The 26,224-nt window shown below is 29.4% G+C and carries 22 protein-coding genes; 9 read left to right on the forward strand and 13 right to left on the reverse strand.

The features are described from left to right. Positions 1-477: 477 nt before the first annotated feature. From X924_RS07140 to X924_RS07155, 4 genes are all read right to left on the reverse strand, one after another. The gene (locus tag X924_RS07140) at positions 478-1,683 is read right to left on the reverse strand and encodes a maltose ABC transporter substrate-binding protein (protein WP_121958245.1); all 1,206 of its coding nucleotides are present in this window, start codon (positions 1,681-1,683) and stop codon (positions 478-480) included. Positions 1,684-1,866: 183 nt separating this feature from the next. Then, positions 1,867-3,255: a pyruvate carboxylase subunit B gene (locus tag X924_RS07145; protein WP_121958246.1), complete on the reverse strand. Its 1,389-nt coding sequence runs from the start codon at positions 3,253-3,255 to the stop codon at positions 1,867-1,869. 5 nt (positions 3,256-3,260) lie between these two features. Further along, the gene (locus X924_RS07150) at positions 3,261-3,719 is read right to left on the reverse strand and encodes a QueT transporter family protein (RefSeq protein ID WP_121958247.1); all 459 of its coding nucleotides are present in this window, start codon (positions 3,717-3,719) and stop codon (positions 3,261-3,263) included. A 75-nt stretch (positions 3,720-3,794) separates the two neighbouring features. Then, entirely contained in the window at positions 3,795-5,459 is a 1,665-nt protein-coding gene (locus X924_RS07155; protein WP_121958248.1) for a peptidylprolyl isomerase, read from the reverse strand. 448 nt (positions 5,460-5,907) lie between these two features. On the opposite strand from X924_RS07155, the gene X924_RS07160 reads away from it, so the two are divergent. Continuing rightward, positions 5,908-6,243: a hypothetical protein gene (locus X924_RS07160; RefSeq protein ID WP_121958249.1), complete on the forward strand. Its 336-nt coding sequence runs from the start codon at positions 5,908-5,910 to the stop codon at positions 6,241-6,243. Positions 6,244-6,260: 17 nt separating this feature from the next. Here the strand turns inward: X924_RS07160 and X924_RS07165 are convergent, their stop codons facing one another. The 5 genes from X924_RS07165 to X924_RS07185 form a co-directional block, all read right to left on the reverse strand. Beyond that, the gene (locus X924_RS07165; RefSeq protein ID WP_158245346.1) at positions 6,261-7,115 is read right to left on the reverse strand and encodes a GNAT family N-acetyltransferase; all 855 of its coding nucleotides are present in this window, start codon (positions 7,113-7,115) and stop codon (positions 6,261-6,263) included. A gap of 147 nt (positions 7,116-7,262) precedes the next feature. Then, positions 7,263-7,994, reverse strand: coding sequence for a triose-phosphate isomerase (gene tpiA / locus X924_RS07170; protein ID WP_121958285.1), 732 nt, complete (start codon positions 7,992-7,994; stop codon positions 7,263-7,265). Between the two features lie 35 nt (positions 7,995-8,029). Then, the gene (gene pgk, locus X924_RS07175) at positions 8,030-9,232 is read right to left on the reverse strand and encodes a phosphoglycerate kinase (RefSeq protein ID WP_121958251.1); all 1,203 of its coding nucleotides are present in this window, start codon (positions 9,230-9,232) and stop codon (positions 8,030-8,032) included. 173 nt (positions 9,233-9,405) lie between these two features. Next, positions 9,406-10,410, reverse strand: a complete 1,005-nt coding sequence (gene gap / locus X924_RS07180; RefSeq protein WP_121958252.1) for a type I glyceraldehyde-3-phosphate dehydrogenase — start codon at positions 10,408-10,410, stop codon at positions 9,406-9,408. A 104-nt stretch (positions 10,411-10,514) separates the two neighbouring features. Beyond that, positions 10,515-10,901: a YbaB/EbfC family nucleoid-associated protein gene (locus X924_RS07185; RefSeq protein ID WP_121958253.1), complete on the reverse strand. Its 387-nt coding sequence runs from the start codon at positions 10,899-10,901 to the stop codon at positions 10,515-10,517. A gap of 841 nt (positions 10,902-11,742) precedes the next feature. Here X924_RS07185 and X924_RS07190 point away from each other — a divergent pair. After that, positions 11,743-12,474 (forward strand): basic amino acid ABC transporter substrate-binding protein, encoded by a 732-nt coding sequence (locus X924_RS07190; protein WP_121958254.1) that lies wholly within the window; start codon positions 11,743-11,745, stop codon positions 12,472-12,474. A 157-nt stretch (positions 12,475-12,631) separates the two neighbouring features. After that, positions 12,632-13,192 (forward strand): elongation factor P, encoded by a 561-nt coding sequence (gene efp, locus X924_RS07195; RefSeq protein ID WP_121958255.1) that lies wholly within the window; start codon positions 12,632-12,634, stop codon positions 13,190-13,192. A 109-nt stretch (positions 13,193-13,301) separates the two neighbouring features. Here the strand turns inward: efp and X924_RS07200 are convergent, their stop codons facing one another. Together X924_RS07200 and X924_RS07205 are read right to left on the reverse strand one after the other, a co-directional pair. Next, positions 13,302-14,693 (reverse strand): MATE family efflux transporter, encoded by a 1,392-nt coding sequence (locus X924_RS07200; RefSeq protein ID WP_121958256.1) that lies wholly within the window; start codon positions 14,691-14,693, stop codon positions 13,302-13,304. Beyond that, entirely contained in the window at positions 14,694-15,155 is a 462-nt protein-coding gene (locus X924_RS07205; RefSeq protein ID WP_121958257.1) for a MarR family winged helix-turn-helix transcriptional regulator, read from the reverse strand. A 638-nt stretch (positions 15,156-15,793) separates the two neighbouring features. Between X924_RS07205 and X924_RS07210 the strand changes: the two genes are divergently transcribed. After that, complete coding sequence (locus X924_RS07210; RefSeq protein ID WP_121958258.1) at positions 15,794-17,017, forward strand: hypothetical protein; 1,224 nt, start codon at positions 15,794-15,796, stop codon at positions 17,015-17,017. Between the two features lie 61 nt (positions 17,018-17,078). Beyond that, positions 17,079-19,055, forward strand: coding sequence for an excinuclease ABC subunit UvrB (gene uvrB / locus X924_RS07215; protein WP_121958259.1), 1,977 nt, complete (start codon positions 17,079-17,081; stop codon positions 19,053-19,055). 86 nt (positions 19,056-19,141) lie between these two features. Here uvrB and X924_RS07220 read toward each other — a convergent pair whose 3' ends face one another. Together X924_RS07220 and lepA are read right to left on the reverse strand one after the other, a co-directional pair. Continuing rightward, positions 19,142-19,498, reverse strand: a complete 357-nt coding sequence (locus tag X924_RS07220; RefSeq protein ID WP_121958260.1) for a hypothetical protein — start codon at positions 19,496-19,498, stop codon at positions 19,142-19,144. 233 nt (positions 19,499-19,731) lie between these two features. Further along, positions 19,732-21,558 (reverse strand): translation elongation factor 4, encoded by a 1,827-nt coding sequence (gene lepA / locus X924_RS07225; RefSeq protein WP_121958261.1) that lies wholly within the window; start codon positions 21,556-21,558, stop codon positions 19,732-19,734. Positions 21,559-22,624: 1,066 nt separating this feature from the next. Between lepA and X924_RS07230 the strand changes: the two genes are divergently transcribed. From X924_RS07230 to X924_RS07245, 4 genes are read left to right on the forward strand one after another with little or no spacing between them, the layout of a single operon-like run. Further along, a complete protein-coding gene (locus X924_RS07230) occupies positions 22,625-23,587 on the forward strand; it encodes a D-glycerate dehydrogenase (RefSeq protein ID WP_199172663.1) in 963 nt (320 codons plus the stop codon). 3 nt (positions 23,588-23,590) lie between these two features. After that, positions 23,591-24,259, forward strand: coding sequence for an endonuclease III domain-containing protein (locus X924_RS07235; RefSeq protein ID WP_233186606.1), 669 nt, complete (start codon positions 23,591-23,593; stop codon positions 24,257-24,259). A 36-nt stretch (positions 24,260-24,295) separates the two neighbouring features. Beyond that, the gene (locus X924_RS07240) at positions 24,296-24,643 is read left to right on the forward strand and encodes a hypothetical protein (protein ID WP_121958263.1); all 348 of its coding nucleotides are present in this window, start codon (positions 24,296-24,298) and stop codon (positions 24,641-24,643) included. A 7-nt stretch (positions 24,644-24,650) separates the two neighbouring features. Further along, positions 24,651-25,832, forward strand: coding sequence for a cation:proton antiporter (locus X924_RS07245; RefSeq protein WP_121958287.1), 1,182 nt, complete (start codon positions 24,651-24,653; stop codon positions 25,830-25,832). Positions 25,833-26,224: the final 392 nt, after the last annotated feature.

The raw sequence follows: 26,224 nt of genomic DNA on the forward strand, positions 1-26,224 counted from the left end.
TTTTCAAAAATACCCCTATAGTTCTAATCTTCACTGATTCTTAATTCTTTTAACTTTTTAAAATATATCTTCACAATTCTAACTTTTAACCCGTTCTCTATTTCTTTAACCTCATAGGTACGTATAGCGAAGGAGAAAGGGTGAGATCGATCCAGACTCTTTTAGAAGCTTATTTTTTAAAAATCTCTATTTCTAAAGTTTCTATCTAATTCTCACAAAATAATGATTTCTTTAACCTCTTCGTACGAATAAAGAAGAGGAGGAGGATTTCATCCTTTATTACTATAAAACCAAAAATTTATTTTCGAAAAACTTTCTTTCTATTTTTAATATTATACAACCAATTAGATATAAAAAAAACAATTAGATATAAAAAAAAGAGGAGAGGGAAATTCCTCCCCTCTTTCTATAAATAACTCTTTACACTTTGTTTTTCAACGAGCTAACTTTTTGATATTTTAGTGAGTTTCTTCATAATTATTTCAATGCAGATCTTATTTTAGAAACCGCATCATTTAGTGCTGCTTCTGGAGTTTGCACACCATTTATTATATTATTCAAAGCATCAGCCATTGGTTGCCATACAGATTGCATTTCTGGTATATTTGGCATAGGTTCTCCACCTGCTGCACTTTCTGTGAAAGCAGCTACTATTTCTGCTGGAACTGGTCCACCTTGTTCTGCTATTATCTGAGCTACGTCTGTTCTTGATGGTAATCTTGGATCAGCAATGTAGAATTGATATACTCCTTCAGCGGTTGCCAAATAATTAATAACAAATTCCATAGCAAAAGCCTTATTTTGGGATCTCGAATTGATCATTAATCCTTGAACTCCAACAAATGGTTTCATGGTCTTACCGGGTTCAACTTCTATTTTTGTTAAAGGAATAACTCCAAAATCTATGCCTGCATCTAAGTAATTTTTTACTGCCCATGGTCCGTTTATTATCATTGCAGCTAATCCATCCATGAACATAGAATCCATTATATTATAGTTCATTCCTTGAGGCATTATTCCTTCATCGAAGAAGCTCTTTAAAAGATAACCAGCTTTTATTGCACCTTCATTATTCAATCCCAAATTATTTACATTGTAACCAGTTCTAGGATCGTATCCAAATACGTAACCTCCAAAGCCTGAAATAAATCCATAAACATGGTAAAAATCACTTGCTGTGACAGCAAATCCTACGGTTTCATCTGTTGTAAATTCTTTTGCTAAAGCTTTTATCTCATTAATGTTTGTTGGAACTTCCTCGTCGCTTATATAATCCCTGTTGTAAAATAGTGCGACAGCTTCGGTAGCATACGGAACTCCATACAACCTTCCTTGATATGTAAATCCTTGAATAGCAGAATCTGCAAACTTGTCAAGTTCTATAGCTGACATTGGTATTGGTTCTAATAATCCGTTTATTACTAATTCTCCAACCCAGTCATGAGCACCTACTATTATGTCTGGTCCTTCACCTGCTTGAGCAGCTGTTAAAAACTTTGATTTAATATCTCCGAATGTAACCATTTGAACGTCAACGTTAATTCCAGTATCTCTTGTAAATTCTTGACCAATCCTTCTCATAAAATTGACTTGTGCTTCTGATGACCATACAGTTAAAGTGGCTGAAAAAAGAGAAACTGTTCCTAACATAAAGATCAAACCTAGTATTAACACTTTTTTCATTTTAATACCCCCTTTTGATTTGATATTCTCAATGGAAACGTTTTTACTATGAAAATTATATCAAAAAAAGGAAGAATTTCATATTCTAATTATTGACGATTATTATAAATTAATGATAATTAAATAGAATTATTCCCGAATAACTAAAAAAATCTCAAAATATCTTGTTTTTTAATAAAATTATTATACCGGGTATATCACAGTATCTTCATTTAAAAAGGATTTTGCTAAATCAAAATCAATTTTTAATTCTTTTTTGTATTTATTAATTAAAAATTTTTTTCCTACTTCTTTAAATAAAACATAAGTCAAAAGATCTTCTTCATTTCGTGCCAATATACCAATTTCTTTTCTTGCTTTTTCAAGTTCTGGTTCTAAATCGTCGGCAGGTCTGTGATTTATAGGTGTAGTATTTGCCAAAGCCTTTTTATATAATTCTTCGTTAACAGGAGCTGGTGGTTTTCCATATAGCCCCATCAAATAATTTTTGACTTCGTTTGTAATCATGGAATACCTCTTGCCAGTTAATACATTTAAAGTAGCTTGAACTCCAACTATCTGACTTGTTGGAGTTACTAAAGGTGGATAGCCCAAATCTTTTCTAACTTTTGGAACTTCTTCTAAAACTTCATCGAGCTTATCTTCGGCTTTTTGTGCTTTTAACTGAGAAATGAGATTAGAAAGCATTCCGCCAGGAATTTGTGCATTTAATATTTTAGCATCTGTTGAAAGCATTTTTACATCATAAGCTTCATATTTTTTTCTTACCTCCCAAAGATGATCAACTAACTCGATTATTTTATTACCATCTAAATCTAAATCAAATGCATGTTTGAATGGTTCCACAGCTGGTTCAGAAGTACCATTCGCAAAAGGACTAAGTGCTAAATCAACAATATCCGCTCCAGCTTCAATTGATGCATAGTAAGCCATGGAAGCTAATCCTGTCGTAGCGTGAGAGTGTAGATTAACAGGTATAGCAAACTTTTTCTTAATCTCTTTAACGATGTTATAAGCATCTTTTGGTTTAAGTAAACCCGCCATATCTTTTATAGCAATAGAATCTACGCCTCTTTCAACAAGTTCTTTTGTATAATTCAAATAAAAATCTACGCTATGTACAGGACTTACAGTGTATGAAATCGCCCCCTGAACATGAATACCTCTTTTTTTTGCAACTTCTATAGACTTTTCTAAATTTCTGATATCGTTTAGAGCATCAAATACTCTTATTATATCCATATTGTAATCCGCAACTTTATTTACAAACAATTCTACAACATCATCTGCGTAATTACGGTATCCCACTAAATTTTGACCTCTCAAGAGCATTTGTATTTTTGTGTTTTTAAGATTTTCCCTGATTATTTTTAATCTTTCCCAAGGGTCCTCATCAAGATATCTTATACAAGAATCATAAGTTGCTCCTCCCCAAACTTCCATAGCATAAAAACCTACTTCATCAAAGGTTGTAAGTTTATTTTCAAAATCTTCACGTTTTAGTCTTGTAGCTATCAAAGATTGTTGACCATCTCTCAAAGTTGTATCAACAATAAAGGGTTTTCTATTCAATGAAATCACCTCTTTTTATAAATATTTTTTTCGAATAAAAGTAATATAGGTAAACCGATAGCATATGTTGCAATTGTTTCACCAATTGCTATCCATAATACAGAAGCGATATAAGGAAAGCCATAAAGAGGAGCAACGTAAGCTGATACACCAAAACTATTGATTATTATAGGTGGAATAGGTGCTAGAAATTTATTAGGCATTTTCCACGTTAAAAAGGCGGAAATCAAAGTTAAAAAGCTTCCAAACCATATATCCCAAGCACCCAAGCCCCCTATCATATTTGCAAGTAATACTCCTATGTATAATCCTGGAATATAAGCTGCGTCTAAAAAAGGAAGTACAGTAAAAGCTTCCGCTATTCTTACTTGAATTGGTCCAAAGCTTATTGGTTGAAATATTAAACATAGCACAATATACAGTGTAGCTACTAATGCAGATCTTACAATTCTTTTAGATTCCATAACCCCTCCAAACAACAAAATCTGGTAAAGTAATTTTTCAACTTTACCAGAATATTTTGATTTTTATGGATAATGTTACATTTTTATTAATTCATCTATTTGATTTATTATTTCGTACTTTTTGGTTGCTCTATTTGATTCTAATTCTTGATCTGGTAATGAATTCATAATGCTTCTAAGTGTATTAAGGCCATCTTTTATAGACTTTAAATCTCCGGTAGCATTATAATAATCTATATATGATGAATAAAGTGTTTTATAGTAATCAAAAGCAATATTAGGATCATTTGGTTTTAATTGATAAAGTTTACCGATTATATTTATAGAATTAGGATTTAAATCTATTAAATCTTTGAGGGCTTTCTCTAAAGCTAAATTCATATTTTCAATATCTTTATTTAATTCTTCGTATTTTGAAGTAGCTTCAGAAATAGTCATTCTTCCGTACTTATATTGGATTTGAATAAATTCCTGTATTGCATATTGTTTTTCAGCGGCTTGATTTCTGAGATCAGTTGATTCAGCAGAGTATTTTATTTGTAAATAATATTCCAATTCTGTTTGTAATTCATCTTCGTTGTATTCAATAAGTTCCGGATAATTATCAACTATGTTTAAATAATTTTCTAAATCAAATCTTTCGTTATCTTTCACATAATATAAATTTTCTGCTAAATAAATATATGAAATATACCATTCTTCTGGAATAGTCTCGGTATTTTCTGATAAAATAATTGGTCTGTAATTTTTTTCAATTTCTAATAAATCTTCAATACTTCGAGCTTTATAAACTTCATATTCAAACATCAAGGGTTTATACGAAACAACAAAATCAAAATTTAACAAGTATTCATTGTACCAATTTGTTAATAAATAATCTAAATAGATATTTTTAATTTGAGAATTAATTTCTGGTTCTGATAATAATTCCTCAACAGTTTGATAAACCTTTTTTTCTTCTACTTCTACTATTTGATAATTCGAGAAAGTTCGTATTGGACCAATTATATCTCCTATATTTGCCGAAATAGACGCTTCAAAAACTTCATTGGAAACATCTCCACGTTTTACCCATCCTAATGAACCACCATCAATAGAATTTTTAGAAACGGCATCAGTAAACGAAATTTCATTATTAATCAATTGTTCTTTTAGGATTTTTGCATTACTTTCATCATTCAAAACTATTATATTTATTTTTACGCTTTCAAATTGTGATTTCAAAGCATCAAAATTTTCAGATACAAAATTCGATAAGTCTTCATTCGAAAAATCAGAGAAATATTGTATTATTTTATTATAAATTTCATCTCTATAAACTAAGCTTTTAACAAATCCCTTAAAAATATCTTCACTCTCAAAAAACTGCAAAAACATTTGCTTTGTTGTTTCATTTCCCATATATGAATCAAATATTTCTTGAGTTCTTTGATTCATTCCTGTAGCATCTAAAGTTATTGAGTTGTCGTTTAAAAATTTTTCCATAGCTTTATACTCCATAAGAACGTCGGTTATAAGTAAAAGATCTGCAGGTTTGTTAAAATATGTGTCGTATGTCTGATTTTGCAGGCTTATAGTTAATATTGCATTATAATATTCGCCCATTAATTCATTGTACTCAAGAAAATAAGATTCATATATATTGCCTTCTTTTGAGGATAAATAAGCAATACTCTGTGAAAAAACAAATGAACTCAAAATAATTGTGAAAATACCAAATAAAACAATACTTTTTTTCATATGAAACCTCCTTAAATTTTATTCTTTTACTGTCTTTAGAAATTATAAAATAGCTCTATAACTATAATCTTTATTGACTATGAATTTTTTAACTTTTCGATACCTGTACCTAAAAGTGGTGGAGAGCACTTCACCTTGAATTCACTTTAAATACAAAAACTTATTTTTGGAAAGATCTCTGTTTCTAAAGTCCTTCTAAGATAACTTATAAATTAAAACGCTTATTTTTGTATAATTTTCATTTATAGAGATCATATTTTGTTCAAGATGATTTTAAAAACATAACACTATTTTATATTTTTTAAACTTAAAATAAGATTAAAATTTTTCTTAGATTTGATTATTTTTACAAAAAAAAGAAAAATTGACGAATTTTAAATAATATGTTATAATAAATTAAACAAAGAGTTTGTAAATTAAGATTAACGAAAAAATGGGGGTAATATAATTGATAAAATTAAAAGAAAAACTCATTTTTGACAGTTTATTCTATAAATTTAACTTCAATAAGTCTATACTTTTTAAAGAAATAGGTTATAAAAGAAAGAATAAATATTTATTCTTAATTTTTTTATGCTTATCAGATGTTGATCAAAACAAAATAAAATATAATTTTAAAAAAAATAATGAAGATCTAATCTTTGAAATTTATATTAACAAAAACGAGAGTTATGAACTAACAATTAATGAAAATGAAAAAAAATCTTGCAAATCTTTTTATTTTGTGATAGTTAACAAAAAAATTCAAATAGAAAATGTCTTTGAGTTAACAGATATTCCCTGAAATTTTTCAGATTGTATTTAATGTATTTTTCTTTCCATTTCTATTTGTTGTATAAATTTATTATATTCATTTCTAATCAAAGCTTCATTTAAAGGGTCATCTTCAGGAACAGAAATAATTATAATTTCTTTATTTTCGCTGAAAAGCTTGAAAGTTACGTCTTGTATTAAAACATCGAATTCTATGTTTTCATTTGTAGGAGCAACATCTACAATAAAACAATTATCTTTATTACTTCCCCATACTAAGTATCCTACCTTGCCTATTTTTTGTGAACTGATAGTTTCGTAATTATATCTTTCGCCACTTAATTTTAAAGTTAAAGGGTCTCTTTGCCAATTCGGACTCCTTTTTAACTTGAACTTAGCTTCAATTGCCATATCATATATGATATCACTCGTAGTTTTTTCATAATAGAAGGATATATGGGAATTTTTTTGAGTATCTTTTTTCTTAAAATATGAAATCAGTTTCCTTTTTTCTCTAAATCCATGTTTTTCATAGAACCTTATAGACCTTTTATCAAGATCAACAACTTCAAGAATAAGAGTTTCTATTCCCTTCCACTTCAAATTTTCAATTGTTTTAAACATGATTTCAGAGGCAAGACCGCTTCCTCTAAATTCTTCTTTTACACCAATTGAGTCAATTCTTCCAATTTTATTTCTTGTAGAAATTATACTGAAACCAACCGCTTTCTCATTTAAAAATACAACAAAAGAATCCTCCAGAGATATAGAATATTCTCTTATATCTTTTTCAAAACTTTCTAAAGTCCAGTTAACTGGAACTAAGTAATCTTTAAAAACTTCATTTACAAATTCTATTACAGTTGTAGTTGGAACTTCTTTAAGAGGCTTATAAGTATACAAAAAAGCTCCCACCTTTCCTTATTTTCTTCTTAAGATCTTATTATATTTTAACATAAAATATCTAAAAAATATAATTTAACAACATTTAAGTTGTTTAACAAGGACCAAAACAAAAAACCACCGATAGGTGGTTTTTTGGTTAAAAGATTAAAGGAGAACTTCAGACATGATTTTAGCAAGTTCTATGAATTCTTCGGTGAGAGAAGCTCCTCCAACTAAGCCGCCATCTATATCCGGTTTTGTAAATAATCCAAGATAATTGTTTGCTTTTATACTGCCTCCATATAGGATTGTTACACATTCAGATAATTGGTTGCTATAAATTTCTTTTAACAAATCTCTTATAAACTTATGTACTTCTTGAGCTTGATTAGGAGTAGCAACTTTGCCAGTACCTATTGCCCAGACAGGTTCATAAGCAATAACAATTTTTTTAACTTCTTCTTCAGTCAAACCATACAATGCTTCTTTTATTTGCCTTTCAATTACGTTGAAAGTAAGGTCTTTTTCTCTTTCTTCTAATTTTTCTCCCACACATAAAATAGGTGTCATATCAAAACTCAATACTTTTTTAATTTTTTTATTGATTGTTTCGTCACATTCTCCAAAAATATGTCTTCTTTCAGAGTGACCTATTATTACGTAATTAACTCCCAAACTTTTTAACATTTCTGCAGATATTTCTCCTGTAAAAGCACCTTTATCTTCGTAAAAAACATTTTGAGCACCAACTTTTATAGTTGAACTTCTTACTATATCTATAACTTTTTCAATAGCTGTAAATGGTGGGCATACAATTATTTCAAATTTATTTTCTTGACCCATACTTCCAATAATTTTAGAGACAAATTCAGCTGCTTGAATATTAGTTTTATTCATTTTCCAGTTTCCAGCTAAAATATATTTTCTCTCATTCAATTTTTTTTTACACTTAATGATGAAATTCCCGGTAGTTCTTTTCCTTCAAGGAACTCTAAAGATGCACCTCCGCCTGTTGAAACATGTGAAAATTGATCAGCCAGCCCAAATTTTTCAGCAGCAGCTGCTGAGTCTCCTCCTCCAACTATAGTAACTGCACCTTTTTTAGTTGCTTCTGCGATTGCTAAAGCAATCTTTTTTGTTCCTTCTGCAAAATCTTCTATCTCAAAGACTCCCATAGGTCCATTCCAAAAAATGGTTTTTGCATTTGATAATTTTTGAGTAAATAATTGTACAGTTTCTGGACCTATATCTAAACCCATCCATCCTGCAGGTATTCCATCATCAATCTTTATAAGTTTCTTTTCTGCATTAGCTTCTATTTTTTGTGCAGCAATTGTATCTATCGGTAAAACTAATTCAACATTTTTTTCTTTAGCTTTTTCTAGAATATCTTTAGCTACATCTAATTTATCCTCTTCTACTTTTGATGACCCAACGTTTTTACCTAAAGCTTTTAAGAAAGTAAACATCATAGCTCCACCAATTAATATCTTATCCGCTTTATTAAGTAAATTATTAATAACCCCAATTTTATCAGAAACTTTTGCTCCTCCAAGCACAACTACATAAGGCTTTTCAGGATTCAAAGCAGCTGTTGACAAAAAGCGAATTTCTTTTTCCATAAGAAATCCTGCAACACTTGGTATATAATTTGCAATCCCAACATTCGATGCGTGAGCACGATGAGCAGTACCAAAAGCATCGTTTACATGAATATCAGCTAAATTAGCCCAATATTTAGCAAGTTCTTGGTCGTTTTTAGTTTCTCCTTTTTCAAATCTTGTGTTTTCTAATACAAGTATCTCACCTTTTTTCAATTCAGAAACCGCTTTTTCTACTTTCTCTCCACGCGTTTCATCGACAAAGAAGACATTGACATTTTTCAAGAGGTTTTTTAATCGTTCTGATACGGGTTTAAGAGAAAATTGAGGATCTTTTTCTCCATCAGGCCTTCCTAAATGAGATAAGAGTATAACCTTTGCTCCTTTTTCTAAAGCATAATTAATTGTTGGCAAAGCTGCTTTAATGCGAGTGTCATCTGTTATTTCACCATTTTTAATTGGTACATTAAAATCTACTCTCATTATAACTGTTTTGTTTTCTAAATCAATATCTTTTATTGTTAGTTTATCCATTTACTTTTGCACCCCCTGTTTAATAATTTTATTTATATTATTAATTTCAAAAAACACTTTAGAAAATATAGATATTTTTTAGAAAAATTTTTCTTTCTAAGAAAGTTTTATAACTTCAAATAAAGAAGGGGATAAAATCCCCTCTTTCTAACTCACCAAATTTTAATTATTATTTATAACATTTTTGCTAATTTTTCGGCTAATTTTACAACCATTGCTGAATATCCATTTTCGTTATCATACCATGCACATACCTTGACTAAATTTCCATCTATAACATTTGTTAAGGTTGCGTCAAAAATACCTGCAAAAGTTGAGCCGACAATATCAGAAGAAACTATTGGGTCTTCATTGTATCCTAAAATACCTTTCAATTCATTTTCTGTAGCTTTCTTTATCATTTGGTTGACTTCTTCAATTGTAGTTGATTTTTCTACTTCTACAGTTAAATCACTTATTGAACCATCTGGAGTAGGTACTCTCAAAGCTATACCGTCGAGTTTACCTTTTAGTTCAGGAATGACTAACCCCACGGCTTTTGCTGCACCCGTTGTGGTTGGAATAATGTTTAATGCAGCAGCTCTAGCTCTTCTTAAATCTTTATGAGGTAAATCTAAAACTCTTTGATCGTTTGTGTAAGAGTGAACGGTAGTTAACAAACCTTTTTTAATTTTTAGATTTTCGTTAAGAACTTTAATAACTGGTGCAATTGAATTAGTTGTACATGAAGCATTTGAAATAACTGTCATTTCAGGAGTTATAGTATTATCATTTACTCCCATTACTATCGTTGCGTCTACTTCACCTTTTGCGGGAGCAGTAATGATTACCTTTTTGGTACCTGCATTTAAATGCGGTGTAACTTTTTCTTTACTTATGAAAACCCCTGTAGATTCTATAACTAATTCTACACCTAAGTCTTTCCAAGGAAGGTTTCCAGGATCCTTTTCTGCAAAAACTTTTATTTCTTTTCCATTTACAATAAGACTTTTTTCAGTTGTTTCAACAGTCCCCTTGAATTTTCCATGTACAGAATCATATTTTAAAAGTGCGCCTAATGTTTTTGTATCAGTAATATCATTTATTGCTACTATTTCGAAGTTTGAATTTTCCACCATCTGTCTAAATACTATTCTACCTATTCTACCAAATCCATTTATTCCTACTTTTACTGCCATTATCTAATACACCTCCTGCTAAGTTTAATGTTATTTTTTTCTCTAACTTTATTATACCTGTTCGATGATAATTTTTTGAAAATAAAAAGTTAAAATTTATAAGTTTAATAACCAAAATCAGGAATTTGTCCCAAATACTTTTGCGAAATTTCGTTTGTTTTGCTTTCTTTCATATCTTGAACCTTTTGAATGACTTCATTTGTAGCCGCAATTATTAAATCTTTAATTGTATCAAAGTCTTCTTCTTGAATCTCTTCAGATAATATAATATCTTTGATCTTCATGTTTCCAGTAGCAATAACCTTCAAAACTCCTCCACCAGCCGACGCTTCCAATTCCATTTGGGAAAGTTCTTCATCAAGTTTATTTAGTTCTTCTTCCATTTGTGCTTGGGCTTTTTGAGCTTCGATTAATAGTTTATTCATATCTCCTTTGTTAGAAGGTTTCTTTGCAAGAGATCTTCCACCTAAACTTTTTATTTTTTTAGCCATCTTGTTCCTCCTCACATAATATATATTTATACTCAATATTTATACCCACTTTAGAAATTACAAAATCCTATATATATATTTTAAAATTAACTTTTTTTACAAAATACCTCTTCATTTCTAATTCTTACTAATCGTCTACCTTTTAAACTTTTTCACTGCGTGTAATGAAAGAGAGTGGGGCTCCGCCCTGAACCCATTATAAATTCAAAAACTTAATTTTTAGAAAATTCTCATTTCTAAAGGTTATATCTAATCCTTACTAATCGTCTACTTTTTAAACTTTTTCGCTACGTGTAATGAAAGAGAGTGGGGCTCCGCCCTGAACCCATTATAAATTCAAAAACTTAATTTTTAGAAAATTCTCATTTCTAAAGGTTATATCTAATCCTTACTAATCGTCTACTTTTTAAACTTTTTCACTACGTGTAATGAAAGAGAGTGGGGCTTCGCCCTGAACCCATTATAAATTCAAAAGCTTAATTTTTAGAAAATTCTCATTTCTAAAGGTTATATCTAATCCTTACTAATCGTCTACTTTTTAAACTTTTTCGCTACGTGTAGTGAAGGAGAGTGGGGCTCCGCCCTGAACCCATTATAAATTCAAAAACTTAATTTTTAGAAAATTCTCATTTCTGAAGGTTATATATAGTATATGAAAAATATTTTGAAAAACATGAAATTTGAATAACATAAAAATAATAAATAATCATTTTTATCAAGTGTCTAAACATGCTAAGAATAATTATAACATATTTATTAAACATATGATATAATTGAATTGTATAAATTGTTTAAGTGTAAAAACTATACTTTCTGAAATTTAGAGATGGGAGGGGTAAAAATGGCAAAAAAATTTTTATTAGTAACGTTATTAAGTCTCTTTTTAGTTGTTTCTGCATTTTCGATAACTTATGTGGTTGGAACAGAAGCTTCTTTTCCTCCTTTTGAATATGTTGAGAAAGGTGAATTTTTAGGATTTGATATTGAATTAATCAAAGAAATAGGAAAAATAAAAGGATTTGATGTAGAAATTAGAGATATGAGTTTCGATTCTTTAATACCTGCTTTGATATCTGGAAATATCGATATAGTTGTTGCTGGAATGACCATAACTGAAGAAAGAGCGCGAATGGTAGATTTTACAGTGCCATACTTTAGTGCAAATCAAAGTGTTTTAGTGAGAAAAGATTCTGGGTTTAATATAACTGTTTTGTTTGGAAAAAACAAAATAGGTGTTCAGACAGGAACAACTGGAGATTTATGGGTTACGGAAAATCTTGTTGATAAAGGTTTTTTATCAAAAAACAATATTGTGAGATATGATACATTTAATTTTGCAGTTAGAGATTTAATAAATAAAAATATAGATGCTATAGTTTTAGATAATCCTGTAGCAGAAAGATTTACCAAAACAGATCCCGTAGAAATTGTAGGAATAATTATCACCAATGAGAATTATGGAATTGCAGTTAAGAAGGATAGAAAAGATCTTTTAAATACTCTAAATGAAGGAATATTAGAGTTACAGAAAAATGGTAAGATAGATGAATTAGTGATTAAATATTTTCAATAAAGAATATTATAAAATAAAGATATATAAAATTTGATGTAACATTAGGGAGTTTAGAAATGAATACTTTTGAAAAATAAGCTTTTGAATTTAAAGTGGGTACAGAGTTGAATCTTTAGTGAGTATAAAATCTGATGTAGTATTATAAGGAGGATATTGAATGCTTGATGTTGGTGATTTAAGGAAAGGCGATTATATAGTATATCAAGATGAAGTTTATAGAGTGGTAGAAGCTAACAAACATTTTATGGGAAGAGGTAAGAGCGGTTTAATAAGAACAAAACTAAAGAATGTTAAAACGGGTCTCATCAAAGAAGTAAGCTTTTCTTCAGGTGAAAAGGTACAAGAAGCAACTTTAACTTATCGAAAAGCTCAATATTTATATAAGGAAGGAAATGATTATTATTTTATGGTTTTGGATGATTTTGAACAATTTGCCCTTCCAGAAGAAGAAGTTGAGGACGCAAAATATTTTTTAAAAGAGAATTTAGAGGTGTCATTGGTCTTTTTTGAAGGGAATCCTATTTCTATAGAGCTTCCAACAGTAGTAGAACTAACTGTAGTGGAAACTGAGCCGAATTTTAAAGGCAACACTGTTTCAGGAGGTGGCAAACCAGCTATTCTTGAAACCGGATTAAGAACGATGGTTCCTTTTTTTGTAGAACAAGGTCAAAAAATAAAATTGGATACTCGTACAGGTGAATACTTAGAGAGAGCTTAAAATCAAGAGTATAAATAAAAATTAATTTTTATAATTTTTAAAGTGAGTAAAGACGATAAAAATAGAGAGACTCAATTGAGCCTCTCTATTTTTTTGTTTTTATTTGTTATTAAATTTCACATTCTTCTTCATTTAAAGTAATTTTTCTTTTTTCTTTTTTTTCTTGAATGTTAAGTATTCTATATTCCCTAACTACAAAAAATAGAGTTAACAAAGCAGCTAAGACATCGGATATTGGAAAAGTGTACCATATTCCCATTAGCCCAAAAAAATTAGACAAAATAAAAACCAAAGGAATGAATATTAAAATTTGCCTCGACATTGATAAAATTAAGGCCGGAAGAGCTTTACCAATTGCTTGAAACAAAGCGGATCCCACAACTTGAAAACCAACTATCCATATAAACATACCATTTATTCTTAAAGCTAAAGTACCTTCTCTAATTAAATTTGGATCGTTTGAAAAGATAGAAATAAGAAAATTAGGGAAAAGTTGTATAAGTAAAAAACTTATTACAGACCAAATTGATGAAACTGTTAAAGCCTTTTTTAAAACTTCTTTTACACGTTCATATTTTTGAGCCCCATAATTATAACCGGCAATAGGTAAAAACCCTTGAGCAATTCCAAACATCGGCATAAAGAAAAAGGTTAAAAGTCTATTTATTACTCCAAATATTGCTATATGCAAAGAACCACCGTATATACCAAGTAAATTATTTAAAACAATAGCTAAAATGCTTCCTGCTACTTGTCTTGCAAAAGCCGAGGAACCTACCGCCAATGTTTCAGAGATAATTTTTTTATCAAATTTAAAATTCTTAATATGGAATTTCAAAGAACTTTTGCCGCTGATAAAATAATAAGCTATATATAAAACACCTATGAATTGTGAAATTACTGTAGCAATTGCCGCTCCTTTAACTTCCATATTCAAGGCGAAAATAAATATTGGATCAAGTATAATATTTAAAATAGCAGGTATAAGCATAGAAATCATTGCTTCCTTGGCTTTTCCTTCAGATCTCATAACATTGTGACTTGACATAGCAATTGTAAAAAATACGCTTCCATATAAGATTATACTCATGTAGTCTTCGGCGTAAGATAAAATATCTGGAGTGGCTCCAAATAATTCAAGAATAGGGTCGAGAAATATCGTTCCTATTACGGTAATTACCAAACTAAGAATAAAAACAGATGAAAAAATATTTCCTAAAGTTTTTTCAGCTCTTTCTTTATTTTTTGCACCTAAGCTTCTGGATATTAATGTTCCTCCCCCTATTCCTATCATTCCTCCAAAAGCCATAATTATCATTTGAATAGGAAAAGCAACGGAAACGCCAGCTATCCCAAGTGTTCCTACACCTCTAGCAATGTAGATTGTATCAACAAAATTGTATAAAGCTTGGACAAACATAGCAATAATAGCAGGAAGAGAAAGCTTCATTAAAAGTTTACCTATTTTTTCCTGTTCTAATTGTCGTGCATTTTCTTCCATTTATTTAACCTCCTCTTTAAGTTTTACATTATGCAGATTATTTAACATTTTGTCTAAAACATTTTCAAAAACTTTCAATTCTTCTTCAGAAATACCATATGTCATAATTTCTTCCCATTTTATATTCAATTTTTCTATTTCTTTTTCTATTTTACGTGCCTTATCCGTCAGATAAATTCTGTTGATTCTATGATCTTTTGTATCAACTTTTTTTATTACATAATTGTTATTTATCAAAACATTTAAGGCTCTGGCGGTAGTACCTTTGTCTATGTTAAGCTCTTCACTTAAGTTTTCTTGGCTTATTCCATCGCCATTCTTTAACAAATACATAAAAAAAAGGAATTGACCTTTGCCAATATTGTAGCTTTCAAGTTCTTTCTTCATAAATGATCCGGTACTTCTAAACAAACAAGATATTTTTCTTAAAATTGTTGCATATTCCTCTGATTTATTTGCCATATTTGAAATTTACCTCCTCAATTTTAATCCTCACTAATTCTTAATTTTTTAGCTTCTTTGATACTTGTAGCCAAGGAAGTGGGAGGAGGGCTCCGCCCTAAACCCACTTTAAATTCAAAAGCTTATTTTCTAAAATCTTTATTTATAAAATGCTTATGCAATTCTAATTTTGACAAATTAACTATTTTTTAGCTTCTTTGGTACTCTTAGCCAAGGAAGAGAAAGGCTCCGCCCTAAACCCACTTTAAATTCAAATTCTATTTTTAGAAACGCTTCATTTTTAAAGTTCTAAAAATGTTTACTGTCTTTATAAATTCTAAAATTTGTTTTTGTATATGCTTTAGATTTAAACCCTTTATAAAATACGTAAACAATCATAATTGGAGACTCCAAACTGATTGTCTTTACATATTACTTTCATAATAAGCTTGGGATAGTACTTATCTTAATATTATAATAAATTATAAAAAAAAGAATGTTGCATATACAACGAATTTTTGTTTCAATTTGTTGTATATGCAACTATAAAAACGAAATGACGATGGTTATTAACTGTTTAGGAGTATTTTCATATCTTTAAATGAATCTAAATTTAAACATGTTATAATTAAAAAAATAAAATTAATGAGGCGAGAGGAATGAAAAAAAGTTGTTTAATTTTGTTATTTCTTTTTTCAATATTTTCCTTAACTTTTTCTCAGTTACTTCAATCTTCTGATTTAAGAAGAAGCTTTTTATTATTCGTGGAAGGCGATTCCGAAATTTCTTCATCGTTAGAGCGATCCTTAGAAGTTAAAATAGAAAAGCAAGGGAAATATAAAGTATTAACAAAAGATGATATTTTTTTTGATAGTATTAGAGAATTTATTGGAGAATACAATCAATCAAATATAAAAAAAGATGTCGATTTTTTAGTTCATATAGAGATTTTGGAATCTTTTCCCAATATGAATTGGACAGTTGAATCAAGATGGTGGGAATATAAACTTCTTGTTAAATCAAATGTTATTCAGATATCTTCGGGAGAAAGCATTTCCTCTAAAATTTTTTCAACTAAGGGTACTTCATATATTAAACCTTATCAAAATTTTGTGGAAGCCATTTTTATTGCAAGAAGAAATGCAATTGAAAACATCTCTTCTTTAATTTTAAGTCAATTAAATTCACTGTTTAAAATAAAAGCGAATATAACGAGAATAGAAGGTGAGTATGCTTACATAGACGCGGGGAAAAACATTGGTGTTTACAAAGGAATGATGTTCGAATTTGTTGACAGTAAAGAAATAGATGGAGTCTATTATGATTTATTTGATGGTAAACTTATTGTAGAAGAAGTCTGGGATAATGGTAGTAAATTGAAAATTTTAGAAAAACATAAAGAATTTGATTATTCAGGAAAAGATATTTATATTGTAGAGAATTCAGAATTATCTCCAATCAGATCCATAATAAGTGTTTATTATGTAAATGAAAACCTTACAAAAAATGGTGTAGGCTTTGAAATGGGTGTCGATACTTATAATAATTTTTATGTAGGAAACTCTTTTGAAACATTTTTTATGAAGAATATTTTTATCATGGATATTAACTTTAAAATTGCGTATTTACATTATTTTGATGACGCTAATTCTACTTTATTAATGGGAGCTTTGGTAGGTTTAAAAAGTATTTTTAATTCAAATAATAGTAATCTAGTTTATTTTAAAATAGCTCCTATTATTGATTATAGTCATTATTTTACTGATAATTTTGGAATAAATTTTGAGGCAGGATATAATATTTTGATGCCTTTTGAATCGAGTTATGAATTTGATCTGGGAAATAATTTTCGAGTAGGAGCGGGTATTTTATTTAGATTCTAAATAATTTATAACAGACTTGTAATGAAAGCAATTGAAGCTTGCTGTAAGGAGGTGCAAAGAATTGTTTAAACTTTATTCAACTTATGAGCCAACAGGTGATCAACCAAAAGCTATAAGGGAGTTAAGTGAAGGAATTGATAAAGAATATAGATTTCAAACGTTGCTTGGTGTAACAGGTTCAGGTAAAACTTATACTATGGCAAATATTATTGCAAAAGTTGATAGACCAACCTTGGTGCTTTCACCAAATAAAATATTAGCTGTACAACTATATAATGAGTTCAAAGAATTTTTTCCAGAAAATAAAGTAGAGTTTTTTATTAGTTATTATGATTATTATCAGCCAGAAGCATACATACCATCAAGAGATATTTATATTGAAAAAAATGCGGATATAAACGATATATTGGTTAAAATGAGACTTTCAACTCTTAAATCTGTTTTAACAAGGAGAGATGTTATTGTCGTATCGAGTGTATCTGCCATTTATGCTTCTGGTAATCCAGAAGATTTTTCAAATATAAACCTATATTTAAGAGTAGGAGAAAGTTATTCGAGAAGAATTATTTTAGAAAAGTTAGCAAAAATGCAATATACAAGGCAAGAGAAAGACTTTCTGGGAGGTACGTTTAGATGGAAAGGGGATACTTTAGAAATCTTTCCTCCTTACGAAGATTTTGGAATAAGAGTTAGCTTTTTTGATGATGAAGTAGAGAAAATAGAATCTTTGGATGTTTTCAATAGAGTTACAATTGAAGAGTATGATAAAATTACTATTTATCCTGCGAAAGAGTTTGTAACGAGTGACGAAAAGATTTTAAATGCGATAAAAGAAATAGAAAGAGATCTTGAAAAACAAATAGATTATTTCAAAAGAGAAGGTAAACTGTTAGAAGCACAGAGAATTGAACAAAGGACTCGACAAGATATAGAATTTCTTGAAACTTTAGGTTATTGTAAAGGAATAGAAAATTATTCAAGATACTTTGATGGCAGAGAACCGGGTGATGCCCCTTGGACGCTTTTAGATTATTTTGATGACGATTTTATAACTTTTATAGATGAATCTCATATAGCTGTTCCTCAATTAAAAGCAATGTACAGAGGAGATTATGCTCGAAAGAAAAATTTGGTTGATTATGGGTTTAGATTACCTTCAGCTTTGGATAATAGGCCTTTAAGATTTGAAGAATTTTTAGAAAAAGTTCATCAACTAATTTTTGTGTCTGCTACACCAGGTCCTTTTGAAATGGAAGTATCTGATCAAATTGTTGAACAGATAATAAGGCCAACAGGTTTAATCGATCCTAAAGTGGAAGTTAAAAAAACCGAGGGACAGGTTGATGATTTTGTGTCGGAAGTTAAAGAAGTGGTAGCTCGTGGAGAGAGAGCGTTAGTTATAGTTTTAACGAAAAAAGACGCAGAAATTTTATCTGATCATTTAAATCTTATGGGAATAAAATCATTATATCTCCATTCAGAACTTGATACTATAGAAAGAGCCGAGGTAGTTAAAAAGTTAAGAAATGGTGAAATAGAAGTTGTCGTAGGAGTAAATTTGTTGAGAGAAGGACTTGATCTACCTGAAGTTTCTCTCGTTGCTATTATGGATGCTGATAGGGAAGGATTTTTAAGATCTGAGACTACGCTCATTCAAACAATAGGAAGAGCAGCAAGAAACATTAATGGTAAAGTATTATTATATGCAGATAGAATAACCGAAGCAATGAAAGCTGCTATATATGAAACTAATAGAAGAAGAGATATACAAATAAAATACAATGAAGAAAATAATATTATTCCAAAGAGTATAATAAAAAAATTACCGCAAGATATCTTTGCTCCATTTAAAGATTCTGAAATCAAAGAAGAAGATTTAATGTTCGCAGTTAAAGAAAATACATCTCCTGAAGATTATATAGCTTTATTAGAAGAAAAAATGTATGAAGCAGCTTCAGAGTTAAGATATGAAGATGCTGCAAGATACAGAGATGAAATAAAGAAAATAGAAAGAAAATATAATATAAAACAAAATTGATAAAAAGAAGCATAAGTTCTAACTATACAGTATATAAACTGGCATAAAAAGAAGGTTACTCATTAATTGAGTAACCTTCTCTTAAATTAAGTGTTTTTAGAATTATTTATATGTCTGGATCTAATAACTTTTTTTAAAAATCTGTCTGTGTCAAAGAAAAATCTAAAAAGAGCCCAAATAAATATAAAGAAGATGCATAAAGTTAACCATAAAATATCTATACTTCCCATTAACCCAAAAATGCCAGTTCCTCTAATACCGGTAATTATAAAGGTTAAAAGCCATTCTTTACTTAATAAAGCTATAAAGGTAACTAAAAAAAGAATCCAAGGTTGATTTATAACCAAAGAAAAAACGATTAACGAAACTATACCAACTACCCAAAGAATTATTCGATAGATTATATTTTTATTTAATTTTTCTTGTTTTTGAGTTTTAGCCATGAAAGATCCTCCTTTTATTTTTTAGTTACTGTCTTTAGAAATTCCAAAATCCTTATTATACGTATATTTTAATGGTGATTCTTTTACAAAATACCTTAACGCTTTTAGTCTTTACTAATTACCGATTTCTTTACTTTTTCGATACTTGTAGCCAAGGAAGTGGGAGGAGGGCTCCGCCCTGGACCCGTTTTAAATTCAAATGCTTTTTTTCAAAATCTTTATTTCTAAAGTACCTATTTTTTAGTTTCATCTTCGTTTATTTTTAATAATGCTAAAAAGGCATCTTGTGGAATATTGACTTTACCTATTTCTCGCATTCTTTTTTTACCTTCTTTTTGCTTTTCTAAAAGTTTCATCTTTCTTGTGACATCGCCACCATAACACTTTTGAAGGACATCTTTTCTTAAGGCTTTAATAGTTGACCTTGCAATTATTTTTCCTTTACAATACGCTTGAATAGGTATTTCGAATTGATGTTTAGGGATTAATTCTTGTAGTTTATCTACTAATTTTCTTGCAATTTCGTAAGCTTGAGATTCATGTACAACATACGAAAGAGCATCAACTTTTTCATGATTTATAAGTATTTCTATTTTTACTAATTTAGATTCTCTATAACCGATTATTTCATAGTCCATTGAAGCGTAACCTTTGCTTAAAGCCTTCATTTTATCAAAAAAGTCAAAAATTAGGTCAGCTAAAGGAATCTCAAAATGTAAAACAACTCTGTTTTTTCCGGCATTAGACACATGTGAAAAAGTACCCCTCTTTTCAACTTGAGTTAAATTGATAAGATCTCCCATGTATTCCGGAGGTGTAATTATATCTAATTTAGAATAAGGTTCATATACAGTTTCTAAATAATCTTGCTCAGGAAATTCTGAGGGATTTGTTATTTCTATTTCTTTTCCATTTTTTAACCTTGCCTTATATATTACAATTGGTGCTGTTAAAATTACCGCTATTTCAAATTCTCTTTGCAAACGTTCTTTTACAATTTCCATATGTAAAAGTCCCAAACATCCTATTCTAAAGCCATATCCCATTGCTGGAGAACTTTCGGGTGTAAAAACAAGGGCTGCATCATTTAACTTTAATTTTTCAAGCGCTTTTTTTAACTCTTCGTAGTATTCAGGTAAACCTGGATATAACCCTGCGTAAACCATAGGTTTAACTTCTTTATAACCAGGCAAAGGTTTATCAATAGGATCATTAGCAAAAGTAATTGTATCGCCAATCCTTGCTTCCTCAATATTTTTTATACCAGCTACAATGTATCCTATTTCTCCTGACGATAAGTTATCAGTTTCGATCATTTCTGGATGGAAAATACCAATTTCAGTTACTTCATAAGTACTTCCCGTTGCCATTAATTGGATGATATCACCTTTCTTTACAGTACCTTTGAAAATTCTTGTATATATTATTATACCTCTATACTTATCATACTTAGCATCAAATATTAATGCTTGTAATTTTTCATTTGATGTACCTTTGAATGTAGGAGATGGGACCTTGTGAATGATAGTTTCTAATAACTCTAAAACTCCTTCTCCTGTTTTAGCACTAACTTTAACTATAGTTTCAGGATCTATACCAACTAAATCGTTTATTTCTAATATAGTTTCTTCTATATTGGCACTCGGTAAATCTATTTTATTTACCACTCCGATTATTTCCAAATTATTTTCCAAAGCTAAATAAGTATTAGTAACAGTTTGAGCTTGGACACCTTGAGTTGCATCAACTAATAAAATGGCTCCTTCACATGCAGCTAAACTTCTCGATACTTCATAGGTAAAATCTATATGACCAGGGGTATCTAAAATATTCATTTCGTACTCTTTACCATTTTTTGCTCTATAAAATACTTTAACAGGATGAGATTTTATAGTAATTCCTTTTTCTCTTTCTAAATCCATTGAATCTAAATATTGTTCACGCATATTTCTTTTATCTATAGAATGAGTTAATTCCAGTATTCTATCCATTAAAGTTGTTTTACCGTGATCAACATGAGCAATTATTGCCACGTTTCTTATAAATTCTGGATCAAACAATAAAAATGACACCTCCTACAATAAAATCGCTTTACCCACTTTAAAAATTCTAATAAACGCTATTCATGATTATAAATTCTTCTAATTATAAATTACTCTAATACATTGGGAATTACACATAAAGATAAAATTCAAATAACTTCAAATATTATATCATAAATAATAAAATATAATAAAGTTAAATCTGGTAAGATTGAAGTATTTTATGTATGAAAAAATGAAATTAAAATGTAAAGATGCAAAATACTTTTATTAAATATTTTTGCTATAATAAGTTTCGTGAAAATTAGGATGATATAGTTCGAATTTTCTAAAAATTATATCGTGATATATTTTACATTTTTTATGTAGTCTGTTATGAATATTTTAGAAACGTTAGAAATAAAGTTTTTTGAATTTATACCAGGTTCAGGGCGGAGCCCTCCCCTCTTTTCTTGTATACACGCAGTTAAGAAGCCAAAAAGTATACAATTGATAAAAATTTAGATATACACTTTAGAAATAAAGTTTTTGAATTTATACCAGGTTCAGGGCGGAGCCCTCCCCTCTTTTCTTGTATACACGCAGTTAAGAATTTAAAAAATATACAATTGATAAAAATTAGATATACACTTTAGAAATAAAGTTTTTGAATTTATACCAGGTCCAGGGCGGAGCCCTCCCCTCTTTTCTTGTGTACACGCAGTTAAGAAGCCAAAAAGTATACAATTGATAAAAATTAGATATACACATTAGAAATAAAGTTTTTGAATTTATACCAGGTCCAGGGCGGAGCCCTCCCCTCTCTTCTTGTATGCACGCAGTTAAGAATTTAAAAAATATACAATTGATAAAAATTAGATATACACTTTAGAAATAAAGTTTTTGAATTTATACCAGGTCCAGGGCGGAGCCCTTCCCCTCTCTTTCATTACATGTAGCGAAAAAGTTAAAAAATTAGAAATTAATGTGGATTAGAACTGAGGAGGTATTTTGTAAAAAAATCAACACTAAAACATATTAAAATACGAATTTTTGAATTTTTAAAGTTATTATATAAATGTTGAGAAAGGAGAGTAGGTTTTTAGTGAAAAAGGTATCAATTACTTATAAAATTCCAGAAGCAGGGATAAAAATATTAAAAGAGAAATTTGAGGTGTGGATTAATCCAAAGGAAAATCTTTTAACTAAACAGGAGATAAAAAGTCTTGCAAAAACTTCTGATGCTATGATTACTATGTTAGCTGACAATATAGATAAAGAAATTTTAGAAGAAGGAAAAAATAAATTAAAAATCATTGCAAATTATGCAGTTGGTTATAACAATATTGATGTAGAAAAAGCTAAAGAGTTAGGAATATATGTTACTAACACACCTGGTGTATTAACAGAAACAACAGCTGATTTAACATGGGCTTTAATTTTATCAATTGCTAGAAGAATAGTAGAATCAGATAAATTTACAAGAAAAGGTAAATTTGAGGGATGGAAACCAGAACTTTTTCTTGGTAGCGATGTTTACGGTAAAACTTTAGGAATTATAGGTTTTGGTAATATAGGGCAAGCAGTAGCTAAACGTGCATTAGGTTTTAACATGAAGGTTTTGTATAATCAAAGGCACAGAGTTTCTTCTCAAATTGAAAATAATTTAAATGCTTCTTATGTAGACCTTAAAGAACTGTTAGAAAGTTCGGATTATATTAGTTTACATGTACCTTTAACCAAAGAAACGTTTCATTTGTTAAATGAGGAAAAATTGTCTCTTATAAAAAGAAGCTCTTTTCTAATTAATACTTCAAGAGGTGCGGTAATCGATGAAAAGATTTTATATGAAAAATTAAAAAACAAAGAAATCGCAGGAGCAGCATTAGATGTATACGAAAATGAACCTCAAATAACAGCCGGATTAGTAGAGTTAGATAACGTTATATTAACTCCACACATTGGTTCGGCAACATTCGAAACAAGAAGTAAAATGTCCGTGATGGTTGCACAAGATATAATTACAGCTTTAAATGGAGATATTCCTAAAAACCTTATTTGGAGGTAGAAGGTGAAAAAAATCAACAGGGTTCTTAAAATATATGATGCTTTATATAAATATTACGGACCTCAAAGCTGGTGGCCCGGTGACGATTGGTTTGAAGTAACTATAGGGGCTATATTAACACAAAATACCTCGTGGAAAAATGTAGAAAAGGCTATTGAAAATTTAAAAGTTGAAGGGGTTTTGAGTCCACAAAAATTATGTGATTTAGAAGAAAATAGATTATCAAACCTTATAAAACCTGCAGGTTTTTACAACGTTAAAAGTAAGCGGATAAAGAATTTTTTAAATTGGTTGAAACAATATGATTTTGATTTAGAAAAAATAAAAGAAAAAGATTTTTTAAGATTGAGAGATGAATTGCTGAGTATAAAAGGAATTGGCAATGAAACAGCGGATTCAATATTACTATATGCTTTTGAATATCCTATTTTTGTAGTTGATGCCTATACAAAAAGAATGTTTAAGAGATTAGGATTAGTAGATTCAGATACTTATGAAAAGGTACAAACTTTTTTTGAAGACAATCTAAAAAGAGATCTTAAGCTTTATAACGAATATCATGCTTTGATTGTCAAACATTCAAAAGACATTTGTAAAAAAACGCCAAAATGTGACGATTGTTTTTTAAAAGAAGAATGCAGTTATTATCTTGAACAAAAAAATAAACGATAAAAAAACGATAAAAATGAAAAGGCGGTGTTTTGTTATATGCAGATATTAGTGATTGTTTTAAATAGGATTGAAAAATTGAATGACTTGTTATTAGAATTAAGTCAGCACGATATAAGTGGAGGGACTATAATAGACAGCTCAGGTATGATGAAAACTTTAGTAGATTCTTATCCAGAATCATTTTTATTTAGTGCATTAAGAAGTGCCTTAAGTGAGAGTCGTCCGTTTAATAAAACTCTTTTTATGGTATTGCCCGACGAAAAAATACCTATAGCAATGGATTGCGTAAGAAAAGTAATTAGCGATTTAAAAGGTAACAACATAGGAGTAATGTTTACTCTTCCTATAAATGAATTCGAAATTTTATCAAAACAAAGGAGATAGAACAAAGATGCATATGTTGTTTTACTTGGCAATCATAATATTAACGGGAATTGTTGTATCAAAAATATTGGGAAAGTTTAAGCTTCCAAATGTAACAGGATATTTAATTGCTGGTATACTAATAGGACCTTCAATATTAGGATTAATACCAAGTAATGTGATAGGAAATTTTTCTGTTATTTCAGAAATGGCTTTGGCTTTTATTGCTTACAGTATTGGTAGTGAACTTAATTTAGAGCGATTAAAAAAAATTGGAAAAGGTATTTTGCCTATAACTTTTTTTGAATCATTTTTTCCGATGCTTTTTGTATCCTTAGGGACCATATTTATTTTTAAGCAACCAATTTTTATGGGCATAATATTAGGTGCTATAAGTGCTGCTACAGCACCTGCAGCCACTATTATGGTTATTAAACAATATCATGCAAGAGGGCCAGTTGTAGAAACTTTACTTCCTGTTGTTGCTTTGGATGATGCAGCTGCAATAATGTATTTTGGCATTGCTTCTTCAATCGGCAAGGCATTGATTGATAAATCAGCTACAATTTCGATAATTAATATGATCTTAATTCCTTTGTTAGAAATAATTCTTGCTTTACTTTTAGGTCTATTAACAGGCATAATTGTTGCTTTTATTTCTAAAAAAGTAAAAGGAGAAGATGAACTTTTATCTTTAATTATAGCTTTTATCTTTTTAATTTCTGGAATTGCTATTCAGCTTAATCTTTCGTCTCTTTTAACTTGTATGATGTTTGGGGCAACTTTAGCAAACATCATTCCCAGCAATAGAAAGGTTTTTACCACAATTGAGCAATTCACTCCTCCAATACTTATTTTATTTTTTGTAATTTCTGGCGTAGAATTGAATTTTTCCGTTTTAAAAACAGTGGGAATCTTAGGAATCGTTTATGTTATTTTAAGGTCTTTGGGAAAGTTTTTTGGAGCGTATATTGGTTCTGCAATTTCCAACAGTCCAAAAACAGTCAAACAATTTTTAGGATTGACTCTTTTACCTCAAGCGGGAGTTGCGATCGGCTTATCAATGATAGCCCAAAATATACTACCTTCTCCTTATGGAGAACAGATTAGATCGATTGTTTTAGGTGGAGTTATTATTTATGAACTTATTGGTCCATATATAGTTAGAATAACTTTAGTTAAAGCAGGAGAAATTGTAGAAAAAAATTAATTCTAATATTATAACATTATTTATATGAATTACATGAAGTTAAAAAATAGTTAATTTGTCAAAATTAGAATTGCATAAGCATTTTATAAATAAAGATTTTAGAAAGCAAGCTTTTGAATTTAAAGTGAGTTTAGTATTAACTGTATAGGTACTTTAGAAATGAGAAGTTTTTAAAAATGAGCATTTGAATTTAAGAAGGGTCCAGGGCGAAGCCCTCTACTCTTCCTTTGGTGCGAGTACCAAAGAAGTTAAAAAAATAGTTAATTTGTTAAAATTAGAATTACATAAGCATTTTATAAATAAAGATTTTAGAAAACAAGCTTTTGAATTTAAAATGGGTTTAGTATTAACTGTATAGGTACTTTAAAAATACGCTTTTGAATTTAAAACGG

This window comes from Petrotoga sp. 9PWA.NaAc.5.4, assembly GCF_002895485.1.
In the GTDB taxonomy this organism is placed as follows: domain Bacteria; phylum Thermotogota; class Thermotogae; order Petrotogales; family Petrotogaceae; genus AZRK01.